12 protein-coding genes are annotated in these 12,640 nt (G+C 39.3%); 6 read left to right on the top strand and 6 right to left on the bottom strand.

Translation table 11 applies throughout. The features are described from left to right. The first annotated feature begins 76 nt into the window (after positions 1–76). The 6 genes from ADA42_RS18220 to ADA42_RS18535 all read left to right on the top strand — a co-directional run bounded on the left by ADA42_RS18220 (position 77) and on the right by ADA42_RS18535 (position 6,273). Positions 77–1,221, top strand: a protein-coding gene (locus ADA42_RS18220; RefSeq protein WP_100833519.1) for an IS3-like element ISAba14 family transposase whose coding sequence is annotated in 2 segments (ribosomal slippage) — positions 77–341 and positions 341–1,221 — 1,146 coding nt in all. Because the reading frame shifts where the segments join, the coding sequence is not laid out codon by codon here. Between the two features lie 66 nt (positions 1,222–1,287). Continuing rightward, the gene (locus ADA42_RS18225) at positions 1,288–1,446 is read left to right on the top strand and encodes an aldehyde dehydrogenase family protein (protein ID WP_081407854.1); all 159 of its coding nucleotides are present in this window, start codon (positions 1,288–1,290) and stop codon (positions 1,444–1,446) included. Positions 1,447–1,449: 3 nt separating this feature from the next. After that, positions 1,450–2,604, top strand: coding sequence for a M20 aminoacylase family protein (locus ADA42_RS16330; RefSeq protein ID WP_048766262.1), 1,155 nt, complete (start codon positions 1,450–1,452; stop codon positions 2,602–2,604). Between the two features lie 276 nt (positions 2,605–2,880). Beyond that, positions 2,881–4,317: a DUF3100 domain-containing protein gene (locus tag ADA42_RS16335; RefSeq protein WP_228137607.1), complete on the top strand. Its 1,437-nt coding sequence runs from the start codon at positions 2,881–2,883 to the stop codon at positions 4,315–4,317. Between the two features lie 450 nt (positions 4,318–4,767). Beyond that, complete coding sequence (locus ADA42_RS16340) at positions 4,768–6,087, top strand: Y-family DNA polymerase (protein ID WP_048766266.1); 1,320 nt, start codon at positions 4,768–4,770, stop codon at positions 6,085–6,087. 12 nt (positions 6,088–6,099) lie between these two features. Beyond that, on the top strand, positions 6,100–6,273 hold the full coding sequence (locus ADA42_RS18535; RefSeq protein ID WP_161798558.1) for a hypothetical protein: 174 nt from the start codon (positions 6,100–6,102) through the stop codon (positions 6,271–6,273). 26 nt (positions 6,274–6,299) lie between these two features. Here the strand turns inward: ADA42_RS18535 and ADA42_RS16345 are convergent, their stop codons facing one another. From ADA42_RS16345 to ADA42_RS16370, 6 genes are all read right to left on the bottom strand, one after another. Beyond that, positions 6,300–6,845, bottom strand: a complete 546-nt coding sequence (locus tag ADA42_RS16345) for a glycoside hydrolase family 108 protein (protein ID WP_048766267.1) — start codon at positions 6,843–6,845, stop codon at positions 6,300–6,302. A 59-nt stretch (positions 6,846–6,904) separates the two neighbouring features. Further along, positions 6,905–7,111: a hypothetical protein gene (locus ADA42_RS16350; RefSeq protein WP_025095798.1), complete on the bottom strand. Its 207-nt coding sequence runs from the start codon at positions 7,109–7,111 to the stop codon at positions 6,905–6,907. Further along, a complete protein-coding gene (locus ADA42_RS16355; protein WP_025095797.1) occupies positions 7,101–7,496 on the bottom strand; it encodes a hypothetical protein in 396 nt (131 codons plus the stop codon). Before ADA42_RS16355 ends, ADA42_RS16350 begins: the two co-directional genes overlap by 11 nt. A 69-nt stretch (positions 7,497–7,565) precedes the next feature. Next, positions 7,566–9,695, bottom strand: a complete 2,130-nt coding sequence (locus ADA42_RS16360) for a hypothetical protein (protein ID WP_152682195.1) — start codon at positions 9,693–9,695, stop codon at positions 7,566–7,568. A 54-nt stretch (positions 9,696–9,749) separates the two neighbouring features. Next, positions 9,750–11,942, bottom strand: a complete 2,193-nt coding sequence (locus ADA42_RS16365; protein ID WP_048766271.1) for a hypothetical protein — start codon at positions 11,940–11,942, stop codon at positions 9,750–9,752. A gap of 1 nt (position 11,943) precedes the next feature. Continuing rightward, on the bottom strand, positions 11,944–12,576 hold the full coding sequence (locus ADA42_RS16370) for a glycoside hydrolase family 104 protein (RefSeq protein WP_048766273.1): 633 nt from the start codon (positions 12,574–12,576) through the stop codon (positions 11,944–11,946). Positions 12,577–12,640 lie beyond the last annotated feature (64 nt).

Genomic DNA, 12,640 nt, shown 5'->3' on the forward strand with positions numbered 1-12,640 from the left:
AGAGGTGGATCAGGAAATTTGAACAACACTTATAAGTGATATTTTGCTCCCCAAATGATGTTATAAACATCAATATATGGAGTATTTTATGGCACGTAGACCAAGAAGAAATCATTCAAATGATTTTAAAGCTAAGGTAGCACTTGCTGCGATTAAAGCAGAAAAAACACTTGCTGAATTGAGTGCTGAATTTGATGTTCATCAAAACCAAATTATCGACTGGAAAAATCAACTGATTTCAGCTTCCTCGCAAGCTTTCGATCAATCAAAAGCTCCAACAGAACCACCCATCGATCTAAAAAAACTACATGCAAAAATCGGTGAGCAGGCATTAGAAATTGATTTTTTAGAAGGTGTGTTGAAGAAACTGGGCCGCTTCAACCACAAAAGTTAATCGATGACTCACTTCAGATTTCAGTATCTAAGCAAGCTCAGCTGCTGAAAGTCTCCCGTGGTTGTTATTACTATCGCCCAAAACCTGTGAGTGCATCAGATCTGAAGCTGATGCGGTGTATGGATGAGTTACATATGCAATACCCTTTTGCAGGTAGCCGTATGATGCGTGATTTGTTGAATCGTCAAGGACATCATATAGGACGACGTCATACACGTACTTTAATGAAGAAAATGGGCATTAATGCGTTATATTGCAAACCAAATTTAAGCCAGGCTAATCAAGCTCACCGCAAATATCCATATCTGCTCAAAGGATTGGCTATTCAGCGCAGTAATCAAGTGTGGTCTACGGATATAACGTATATCCCTATGGCAAAAGGCTTTGTTTATTTATGTGCTGTGATTGATTGGCATAGCCGCAAGGTACTAGCGCATAGAGTATCGATTAGTATGGAGGTTACATTTTGCATAGAAACATTAAATGAAGCTATTGAAAAATATGGTCGACCTGAAATATTTAATACAGACCAAGGCAGTCAGTTTACCAGTGATGCATTTATTGATGTATTGAAATCAAATGGCATTCAAATCAGTATGGATGGTAAAGGTCGATGGGTTGATAATGTGATGGTTGAACGATTATGGCGGAGCGTTAAATATGAAGAGGTGTATCTCAAAGCTTATAGCAGTGTCACAGATGCGAAAAAGCAATTGAGTGCATATTTTGAGTTTTATAATCTGAAACGACCTCATTCGAGTCTAGACAAAATGACACCAAATGAGTTTTACTATGATCAGCTACCCCAACAAAACAAGGTGGCTTAACTAGAGCGGAATATCACTTATAAATACGCTTTTAGTTGTTCAAACATGTGGGACCACCTCTAAACCATTCATGTCAGTTCACCATTTGGGGGTTACGGTGACAGCGGTTATGGCCGATCTTCAGGAATTGATGTACTTCGAGAGTATAGTGAAGTAAAAAGTGTTTGGGTCGAAACATCTGATTCCCCCACTTTTAGTTTTAATTATGGTGCTGGAGAGGGATAAGCTATGAACATTTCTAAAGTCTTTATTGATGAAGTCATTACTTGGCGTCAACAATTCCATCGCTTCCCTGAAATCGGATTTCAGGAAATTCAAACTTCAAAACGTATCGCTGATTTGTTACGCTCGTTTGGCTTGGATGTGCTAGAAGGCATTGCTGGCACAGGTGTGGTGGCAACTTTAGAAAATGGCTCTGGCCCAGTAATTGGACTTCGTGCCGATATGGATGCTCTTCCCTTTACCGAGCTGGCAGATATTCCGCATAAGTCATGTCATCACGGTACCATGCATGCCTGTGGTCATGATGGACATACTGCAATACTTTTAGGGGCGGCCAAATACCTAAGTGAACACCGAAATTTTCATGGAAAAGTGCATTTCGTATTTCAGCCTGCCGAAGAAGGTTTAGGCGGTGCAACCAAAATGCTTGAAGAAGGTTTGTTAGATCAGTTTCCAATGTCTGCTATTTATGGTTTACATAACTGGCCAGGACTCCCTGCTGGCCATATTGCCGTCAATTCTGGCGCAATGATGGCATCTATGGATACCTTTGAAATCCAGCTTGAAGGTAAAAGCTGTCATGCTGCTATGCCGGAATTAGGGTTTGATCCAATTGTGGCAGCTGCCCAGCTCATTCTGTCGATTCAGACCATTAGCTCTAGACGATTGGCTGCTCAAGATTCTGCTGTACTCAGTATTACTCAAATTCAGGGAGGTGAAGCAATCAATATCATCCCTGAATATGTCACGATCAAAGGTACCTTTCGTTGTTTAGACCCTCAAGTTCGTCAACAGGTAAAACAACTCCTTCAAGATCAGGTTGAGGCGCTCCCTCCTGTACACGGCGTAAAAGGAAGTATCCAATTTTTTTCCGGTTATCCAGTGACAATGAATCATACAGATGCAGCTATCACCATTCGCGATGTCGCCCAAAAACTATTTGGAGATTCTAAAGTTCACTGGAATATCAAACCTTCTATGGCATCAGAAGATTTTTCATATTTTTTAGAAAAATGTTCTGGTGCATATTTTTGGCTAGGCGTCGATGGAGTAGAACCATCCAAACCACTGCATAATGCTTATTATGATTTTAATGACAATGTCATTGAAACGGGTATAAAATTTTGGATCGGTTTGGTTGAAACCACCTTATCAAAATAATCATCAAAATAAATATTTAAAAAATCTCTTATAGCCTCTATAAGAGATTTTTTATTTCCATTAGTAAATTTAAAATGCACTTTTATTATGCAAATTTATTTTAATTTTAAAAAATATTTTGAAAACCTTATGTTCTAATTTAAGCAACAAAATTTTATGTTTTTAGCGCTCAACCATCCATCCAAAAATTCATAACAAGTTATTGAAAAATAAATAATTAAACATGAAATTTAGTGTTTTTATTTTGATGCACATCATTTGAGCATTGTATACATATTGCGTATTATAAAAACAGGAAATCATGGCATATATTTTGCAATTTTATTAATAAATAAATTATGCCCACTAAAAGGAAGAAGTAAAATGCGAGATAATGTTTTTAATATGAAAACCAACGCAAGAAATATAAATTATGGATACGGATATATAATATTATCTGCATTTCTCATCATTTGTATTGCCGAATTTATTGGTACAATTAATATCCCTTTAGGCTCCGGAAAAATTGCCTTACTTCCGATGGTATGGGCTCTGATTTTAGGTTGTACATTTGGCTTACTGAGTCAAAAACAATGGATGCCACTTAAAATAGATAAGCCTTTACAGATTAAAAGTGCACATATTCTTTACCCTGCACTGCTTGTTTTTATCGCCAAACAAGGGCTGATTGTAGGCTCATCGATTCCACTGATTATTCAATCGGGTTGGGCATTATTGTTTCAAGAGCTCGGGCATTTTGTCGGTACTATTTTATTTGCAATGCCAATTGCCTTGCTACTGGGTATCAAACGCGAATCAATTGGTGCAACATTTTCTGTCGGACGCGAACCTAGTCTGGCCATCATTACCGAAAAATATGGATTAAATTCTGCCGAAGGCCGTGGTGTTTTAGCTGAATACATAACGGGAACATTAATTGGTGCTTTATTTATTGCAATCGTTGCCGGTTTTATCGCGAGCTTAAATATTTTTCATCCATTATCTTTAGCTATGGCCTCAGGTATTGGCTCTGGTAGTATGATGGCTGCAGCAGCGGGTGCTATTTCTGCTCAAGTCGATCCGGCCACGGCTGAACAAGTGATGGCTTTGGCTGCCGCTTCTAATTTATTAACCACAACACTTGGCACCTACTTTACTTTATTTATTTCACTCCCGTTGGCCATTTATGCTTATAAGATACTCGAACCAGTTTTAGGGCGTTTTTCTAAAAGAAATCAAGTAGAACAGCATGACAATGAGTTTCTTTATAGCACCGTAAAAGAATCTGAAGAGGAAAAAACCAAGTTAAGTTTAGCTGAAAAAGCCTTCACTTGGATTGCACTTATTGCATTAGCGACAACAGCAAATACCATTTTAACTGGAAAATTTAGCGCTACCGTGATCATTGCGGGTGTTATTTTAGTTTTAATCTCAATATTGGGAGATCTGATCTACCATCTTACTGGCAAGAAAGTTCCAACGGTTTGCTATGTATCGATTATCGCGATGTATATGGCTTCTCCATGGTTTCCTTGGCATGAAACAGTTACAGGAATTGTGGGTGAGATTCATATATTATCTGTAATTACCCCTATGCTGGCATTTGCAGGCCTTTCAATTGCAAAAGATATTCCTGCTTTTAGAAAACTGGGCTGGCGTATCGTGGTCGTTTCTTTATGCGCAAATTTTGGAACTTTTATTGCAGCGGCGTTTGTGGCTGAATTTTTTCACTAAAAATTGAATGAGTTATCCGATTTTTAAAAACATTAAAACAAAATAAAAAAAGCCCCGAATGATGAATTCGGGGCTTTTTCGAATTTTGGTGGAGATGGCGGGAGTTGAACAACAACAATAAGTATTTGAATTTATAATAACTTTATCATCGTATAACTTGCTTGTATAACCCACGTATAACAATTAGTTTTGATTAAGTATGATTAAGAACAGAATATTTTTCGTTTAATTCATAAAGCGGGAATTGAACTCAGGAACAAGTTTATCAACTTTATGCTATTACTGGCATTATTTTAAGTTAAAAAAAAGATGTGAAGAATTTCCGACCAAATGCATCTTAAACAGCGACAGGTTTTGACTTCTAGCTGTTTATCCACAATTTTTTAAATTTGAATTTGTTTCGACCAATTCTTATCATTAACTTGATTTTGTAACGATATCAAGATTGATATGAAAGAGCGCATTTTTCTTCTCATTGATGTGAACAATATGTATGTGTCATGTGAGAGAGTATTCCAGCCGCAACTGAACAATAGGCCCGTCATTGTTTTAAGTAATAACGACGGCTGTGCTGTTGCTCGATCACAGGAAGCGAAAAAGCTCGGAATCAAGATGGGTGTCCCGCTCTTTAAGATTCGAGATATCGTTCAACAGCATAACGTCGTTGTTCTATCCAGCAACTACGCTTTATATGCTGAGATGTCACGACGATTTCACAATATTCTCAAAGCGATGGTTTCAGAAAAAGATCATGAAGTTTACTCAATCGATGAGTGTTTTCTAGAGCTGACAGCTTACTGTGGCCTTTATGATCTGAATGAATTTGCCAGAACAGCAAAAAGGAGAATTCTAGACTGGATCAATCTCCCGGTATGTGTTGGCATCGGCAGATCGAAAACTGAAGCTAAAATGATGAATCATATTGCAAAGACATATTCGCATTTAGATGGCGTTTGTAATGTGTTTGATTTGATGCGAGACGGTGTTCGGGATGTTCTATATAAGCAGATAGATGTTTCGGAAGTCTGGGGCGTGGGCAGGCAGAATGCGAAGAAACTTGAAATGATGAACATCACGAACGTCTATCAGTTGATGAATGCCCCACCTTCCTATATTGAAAAGATGTTCTCTGTGGTGCTTAAGCGCACTGTGATAGAGCTCAATGGCACAGCATGTATTGATATTGAGCATACGCAGCCGACACGTAAGCAGATCGTTGCTTCTCGGTCATTTGGAAATCGAATCACTGACAAATATGATTTAAAAGAAGCAATATCACGGCGCACTCAAGAAGCATTTATACGCCTGAGAAAAGAACAGGTTTTATGCGGATACATGATTGTTTTCGCTTATTCCAATCCATTTGATACTAAGAATAAGTTTTATAAAGGTGAGAGATCTACAGCGTTTAGTGTACCCACTGATGATGTGCGGAAATTAGTAGCTGCAGCAAATACACTCACTGAGCAGATTTATATAAAAGGAATTGAGTTTAAAAAGGCGGGAATCATTTTAAGTGCATTGGAGCCAAAGGCTTCATACAATTATGATTTGCTTACTGACTATGCTCAGCTCGAACTCACTGAACACTTAATGAAATCTATTGAGAAGATCCAGGAAAAGTACGGAAAAACAAAAATCGGCTTTGGCGCCAGTATGTTTGAAAACAGAGTGTGGACCATGACAGCAACATCAAAAACACAAAATTATTTTAACTTTCAGAGCTTGTTGTGTATTAATGACGCTCATATACGAGTGAAAATTCATTGAGAGGTATCGCGCATGCATCGTTATCAAGTCTGTTTTTACGCTGATGATTCTGAATCGACTTTAGAAAGTAAGAATTATGTTCACGCAAAAAATAAAAGCGAAGCTGTTAAAATTGCAGCTGAAATCTGTAAACATAAAGTTGCTAAATTTTATACAGTTATGATCTGGGAAGGCCCAGATAAATAAGCCCTCCATTGAGGGCTTTTCTATAATTAAATCACCACTCGATTACTAATCCAGCCAAAGAAGAACTGCTCTTGTGAAGGATTGCGTTCACAAATTTCAATGTAGCGCTGGCCTTGCATGATATTTAAAACACGCAATAACACACGCTCCCCTTCTTTACCACGCTTAACGAGATAAGTTTTTAATGCATTCAACGTTGCAGGTCCATATATTCCGTCCACTGCAATGTCTGGCCAGCCGCCTTTGCCTTGGTTATTCAGTAAATTCAATGCGCGCTGTAATAACGGTCTTGCAAATGCCACGCCACAGTTTACGCCTGTATCAAGTAGTTCCTCTGCCACTGCAGATGCGATTGCATTCACCTGATCAAATCGAGGCTCTATCCAGTACCGCTTCTTGTAAACTGAAACTGCAAAATCTAGGGGTAAATCACGCATATTACCTTTGTAGCCGTTTGCTCGAGCTACAGCTTCTGTAATGCCATATTTTGTTGGTCCACCACGATCCGCTGGGTTGTTCACATAGCCGCCTTCACGGTCAATGAGTTCTTTTAAATATTGATCAATATTCATTTTACTTTCCTGTACACGAAAAAAAGCCCACTGAGAGTGGGCACGGGATTTATTAAGGTTTATTCATCAGAGTTTTTTTTCTTGTCACTTGAGCCAAAGTAAAACCCTGCTACCGTTACGGCAATACCGAACATATTTCCCAACGCAAAGTTCAGCATGTCTTTATTCTCTGAAGGTACTTGTAAAAAAAATAAAAGAATTAAGACCAAGAATGCTGACATTACGATGATGTATGCCAAATATGCGCGTGTATTGTCATTGTTCATCTTTTTGTTCACCTACGCCTTTTGAAATTTTGAGGTTCGTGATTGCAATACGGTTGATAGAAACTTCATTGGTAAGCTTCAAAATTTCTTGTGAATTCACAAGCTGAGCAGCATTGATTTTTTGCTCGAGCAGATTTTGGTCAGAGTCTAGCCCTCGGACATAACCAACAATCAATGCCAGGAAAAACAAACCACCCCATTGAATAACGCGAATGACACCGCGTGCTTGATTTAAATCACGCTCCATGCCTTCAATTTTTTCACTGTTCTTGACGTGATAACGGTAACTCGCCTTTAGCTCAGTCATGTCACTCGTAAGTGTTTTTAACTCTTTACGAATTTCATTCAACTGCTCTCGAAATGATAGATCTGTGTTTTCAGCCATTGGTTCCCCCAATTTTTGGCAATAAAAAAGCCCTAAGTCTGGTGGCTAAGGGCTTATATTTTTTACTGGTTAGGCAATTTTGACCCAATTTACACCAGTTGCGGTGTTTTGATAAATCTTACCAGCAGCATCGTATCCGATGCGCTCTGTGATTAAACCTGATTGCATGTCAAGGTTGGGGAGACCCCAAGTGACTGAGCCAGAAGCTGAGCATGCTCTTGTAAGATATTTTCTTGAACCATTTGACTTAAAGGAACTAAACTTCGCAGCATCAAAAATACCCGCAAAATCACTAGCTAGATCCGCGTTAGAAATATATCCACCATTAACGTATGCTGTTCCACCATATTTACCGTAGAAGTTTTCAATATTGCATGCGTAAAAACTTGTCGGATTCACAGTGTTATAGCCGACCTCATAGACATTTTTTATCGTCGTATTGTTAAATGATATTTGTCCGTTAATATTTGTTGAAGATGTATCTGCACCAACATTTTCAATACTCCCACCTTTTGTTGTTACATTTTTACAAGCATATCCAAAAATCAAATTTTTAATTGTTGGATTGGTTATAACTACATTTTGATAAACTAATATGCTTTCAATACGAGGGTTATCAAATGTAATTTGGGTTAACGCACCTGTCTGTAAAAAAGATTTAGCACTTAAATTTGAATAATTAATATGATCTCCGAACTCACCATACAGATTGCCATCATATGTAAGTATGCAGTTGTAATCTGAATTGGCGCCATCCAATCTCATATAAAATTCGCCATCATTTGAATGAAAAATAGCTTGATTTATCATGCTATTACTCATATAAATCACATGGTTAAGATCATAACCAACTGGTGTATTTGCTGTATTTTTATTTGTTCTGTAAAGTCTTTCGGAGTGAATATTGTTAATCACACTGCGAATTGTATTAAATATAAAAATACCACGCTGATATGATTGCTCAACTTGCAGACTCACAATATTTAAGCAATTCGATGTATCATCTTTACTATCGCATACAAACGCGTAATCGACTTCATTCCCACAAAGCTCAACTGAAATTCGACTAAAGACGCTATCCCAGACCGATTCTAGCTTTACACCCGTTCCTGAGAAATTATTTGCGCGAATTGACTCAATGTTCAAAAAACTGCCTTTTATAAAAATTCCATTTAATCGCGTGGCTCTGTTTTTACATGAAACATGTAAATAGCCAGTAATCTGCAAAACAGTTCTACCCTCTCCCGCGCCACTTGAATGATCACCGAACTCAAAAGCGAATTTATTCGGATAATTTCCTGCTGGGTCTGCTTCAACGTAATTCGCAAAATCTGCAATAACATTGATATGCCCTACAGCTTTAACAGTTCCGTTAATCCCCCAATTATTGCCAGTAATATCAACAGGCAAACCTTTGGAGATAGCAGCAGAGAAAGCTGGATTTAGTATCTTTTGATCATCAATTTGGGTGGGTGTGCCAAACCATTGAGCTTTAATTACACTATTTTCAATCTTACGAATCCAACGGCCACCTTCTGCATCTAATACGATACCATTGTCTATTGTGTCTGTTGCGTTTTTAGAATAGACAAACGTGCCGGCAAAAAAACTATTCTCCTCACCATTTCTCGTTTTAATAAATACGGTTCGACCGGGCCAGACTGCTAAAGCTGCAAGCTCTGCTATACTCGAGACCGTAGTTGTAGTTCTTGCATTCAATAAATTTTGGTTTGGTGCATCTAGAATACTTGTAGCAACCAATGTATCAGTCCAGCCCTCAGCACCTGCACCTGCCGCCGCCGCTGCTGCAATCGCATCTTGTAGAGGCTGCATAAGTGTTTGGGCGCTTGACTCAAGCAGGTCATTTACACTTTTAAGTTGATCATCAAGATCACCAGAGTACCAAGAGCCAATTTTGCTGATATCTTTCTGCACGACACCATTTCTGTCTTTAACTACAAAACGATATGTACCATTTAAATATATATCAGCCTCACCAGCCGCATCGAGAATAATTGGATTCGTATTTGGGCTCATGCCATACGGATCTTTATAAGTGACTTTTAGTGTTGTTGAATTGGCGTCATATGTCCAGATTTGACCACCTGCCAATGGTTTTTGGCCACACTTCGTAAACTCTCGATAACGAACATTTGGAACTGGAGTAACAGCAATCGGTTTTGGTAATTCGATAGTCATATTTGCACCTGCAAATAAAAAAGCCACCGAATGGTGGCCATGGTAAGTGGGAATTTATTGGTTGGGTAGGTTTGATCCGCCTATTAAACCGGCTCTGGTCAGTCTTTCAATTAAAGTCGCATTATCAGGATTAAATTCAACGGACACTTCGCCTTTTGGCATAGATGAATCCATCATTTTACCAACCTGACGACTATCTTTAATGTCTTTCACTGGTGCTAATAGCATTCTCAGGCCCGGCTTATTAATTAAGCCGCTAAGGTGGTTCATCAGTGCCGATGCAGTATTTGAGTTATTGATATAAGAATGTGCTGGTTGGGTTACTAAATAATGCCCAGCCATGCCTATATCCTGAATTCGTCCAATTTCATTTGGACTAAACATGGTTGATAAACGGCGTTCGCCGATTGAATCTAAAGCTCGTTTCATTCCCGCTGGACTAAATTGACCATTCTGATTGACCGCTTTGCTAGAAATAAACTCCAGTACCTGTTGTTTGATGTCGTTCACAGCCTGAGGATTAACATTGTTGAGTAAATCAACGGTTTTGCCTAACTCTGCAACATTTCCATTTAAAACATGTTTATTGAAAAGTTTGTCTGGCTCAACACCTTTTAAAGCATCTTGCAGCAAAGGCATGGATTCAATCTGTTTTACATTAAACTGATGAGCCTGACGCGCAAATTGATAAGCTTGAGCTGCATCGTTGCCATTTGAGATTAATCCTTGCATCGCTTCATCTTGTCGATTGTTTAATGCATCTCGTACTAAACCGATCGCATGAGTAGAACTGGTTGGCTGTCCATTTTGCAAACTTGCTTTATGCTCGCGATTCAAAATCTTAATGAATTCTTCCGACTTTCCAAGCGTGAACATGTCTGGGTTGTCATTAATATCCTTGATAATTTTCTGAACATTACCCGGTAAACTAGATGCAGCATAATTCTGTTCTAATGCTGTGAAAGCATCGTTCGCAAATCCCTTGCCATCCAGTTTAATGTCATTACCTGGCGCATTCCGCGCAACATCATAAGCTGTTCTTACAAACTCCTTGTTCTGAGCAAGTTGATCATCAAGCGAGTTTAAAGCTCCTTGCATAGCCCCATATTGATCAGTTGCATTTCCTCCAGTTTTCTTTGTAGCCTCATCAAGAAGTGATTTAAGTTGCTCGTTATCATCAATCAACTTTCCTCGAATCGGATCACCGGCACCATTAATTTTAGCCAGTTCAGCCTGTTTCTGCCAAAGCTTTGGATCTCCCGTTAATTGTGCTTGGGTACCTTTTAGGCCAAGCCGATCGAGAATAACCTTTCTGGCCACGGCTTCAGGACTCAAGTTACGACCCGATTTAATTGTATTGAGCGCATCCTGACGTAAACCATTTACAATGTCATCTGAAAGCTGACCCAATGTTATATTGCTACCGCTTTGGCGAAGCGCTTCATTAAGCTTTTGATCGATGGACTGTAAAATTTGATTGGTTCGCTCAGTTGAAAATTTAGCTGCTGTGTTTTTTCCCGCTTGGATAGCCTTACCCGCACCTTGCCCAATCTTTTCACCAACCGCCCCACCTACTGCGCCACCAACTGCGCCGAGTGCCATGTTTTGAGTGCGTTGACCTGCATCACCTGCAAAGCTTACTCCGCCCATGGTAGCACCTAAAGCCGCGTTATGTAGGGCGACTTCCGCACCAGCTTTGGATAATATTTTAGCGCCTTGATAAGTTCGCCCAGCTGCTGCTAAAGGTGCTGTGCCGGCAACCTGACCGCCTAGCCGTGCCCAGTCAAAACCTTGATCATAGGCTTCACGGCGTAAATCATGTTGCTCCTCGATGTCTTTGCGTTGCTGAGTGAATCGGTTATAAGAATTGGTATCTAAATTGGTACCAGCAATTTTATTGATCCCTTTACTAATCGCATCACTTGCATAAGACGCGCCCTGTACAACACCAGCACCTAAATCAGAAAAACCTAGTAAACCAGACTCCCATGCTTGTGTAGGGCCTTGTTTTTTGGCTTCATCAAGCATCGCGCCATGCTTTGCGGCATCCAGATCAACAGCCTTTCGCTCAGGTAAATTTAAGCCCAAGCCGAGTGCAATATCACGGTTTGAATGCCCTAGTTGATTGCCTTTTTGAATGCCTGCTGAAAATTTAGGACTATCCATCATCGCAAGAAAAATATCAGAATCAGACTTTCCTGCTTTTCGTTGAGCATCGATAAAAGCTCTTGTTTGTTCGCCTGCCATGTTATCCAATTCCTACAGATTTTAAATCCACCATTTCTGGCTGGTATTGCCGTGTTTGCTTACCAATACCAACATTCTGAAGATCAACGTATTCAGGTTGATATTGTGCTGACTGTATTCCTACAGATTTTAAATCCACCATTGTTGGTGAATATTCATTTTTATTACCGGTATTACTCTTACCTAAGTATTGGTTAAACTGATCCCACGATCGCTTAGCCTGCGCATATTTGGAACTTGGTAATGATGCCCATTGTGAGCCAAGCTTATTTACAGCATTCTCATAATGCCCCATCATGACGTCATTCAAGGCACCATTTTGAGCAATCAAAGCAATTGCACCCAGATCCTGTGATTGCGGGGAAAAATCTTTAAATCCATATTGATTGGCCAATCCATTCCAAGTGTCTTTGATAAACTGATAACGGCCAGCAGCTGTTGTGTAGTTTGTTGTGCCATCCGTTTGTTTAAAGGCCTTTCTGACATTTGGGTGAGCACTTAAATCATTAAACTGCTGATTACCAAACAATGTGTTATAGCCATATTTCACACCTTCAGCATCAGCGATAGCATTCAGGAAACGGCGCACATTGGGATTGTTATAAGCTTCTTGAAGTTGCGATAATTTAGCCATAAATCACCTTTGATTAGATGTAAAAAAACCACCCGAATGAACTGCACCCCAAAAATTGGACATA

The sequence above is a fragment of the Acinetobacter sp. 243_ASPC genome (genome assembly GCF_001054715.1).
GTDB classification, from domain to species: Bacteria; Pseudomonadota; Gammaproteobacteria; order Pseudomonadales; family Moraxellaceae; genus Acinetobacter; species Acinetobacter soli.

Excerpts from the sequence above, each read along its gene's own strand:
- ADA42_RS16330 (WP_048766262.1), top strand. The coding sequence starts at position 1,450 with ATGAACATTTCTAAAGTCTTTATTGATGAAGTCATTACTTGGCGTCAA.
- ADA42_RS16340 (WP_048766266.1), top strand. The coding sequence starts at position 4,768 with ATGAAAGAGCGCATTTTTCTTCTCATTGATGTGAACAATATGTATGTG.
- ADA42_RS18535 (WP_161798558.1), top strand. The coding sequence starts at position 6,100 with ATGCATCGTTATCAAGTCTGTTTTTACGCTGATGATTCTGAATCGACT.
- ADA42_RS16345 (WP_048766267.1), bottom strand. The coding sequence starts at position 6,845 with ATGAATATTGATCAATATTTAAAAGAACTCATTGACCGTGAAGGCGGC.
- ADA42_RS16350 (WP_025095798.1), bottom strand. The coding sequence starts at position 7,111 with ATGAACAATGACAATACACGCGCATATTTGGCATACATCATCGTAATG.
- ADA42_RS16355 (WP_025095797.1), bottom strand. The coding sequence starts at position 7,496 with ATGGCTGAAAACACAGATCTATCATTTCGAGAGCAGTTGAATGAAATT.
- ADA42_RS16360 (WP_152682195.1), bottom strand. The coding sequence starts at position 9,695 with ATGACTATCGAATTACCAAAACCGATTGCTGTTACTCCAGTTCCAAAT.
- ADA42_RS16365 (WP_048766271.1), bottom strand. The coding sequence starts at position 11,942 with ATGGCAGGCGAACAAACAAGAGCTTTTATCGATGCTCAACGAAAAGCA.
- ADA42_RS16370 (WP_048766273.1), bottom strand. The coding sequence starts at position 12,576 with ATGGCTAAATTATCGCAACTTCAAGAAGCTTATAACAATCCCAATGTG.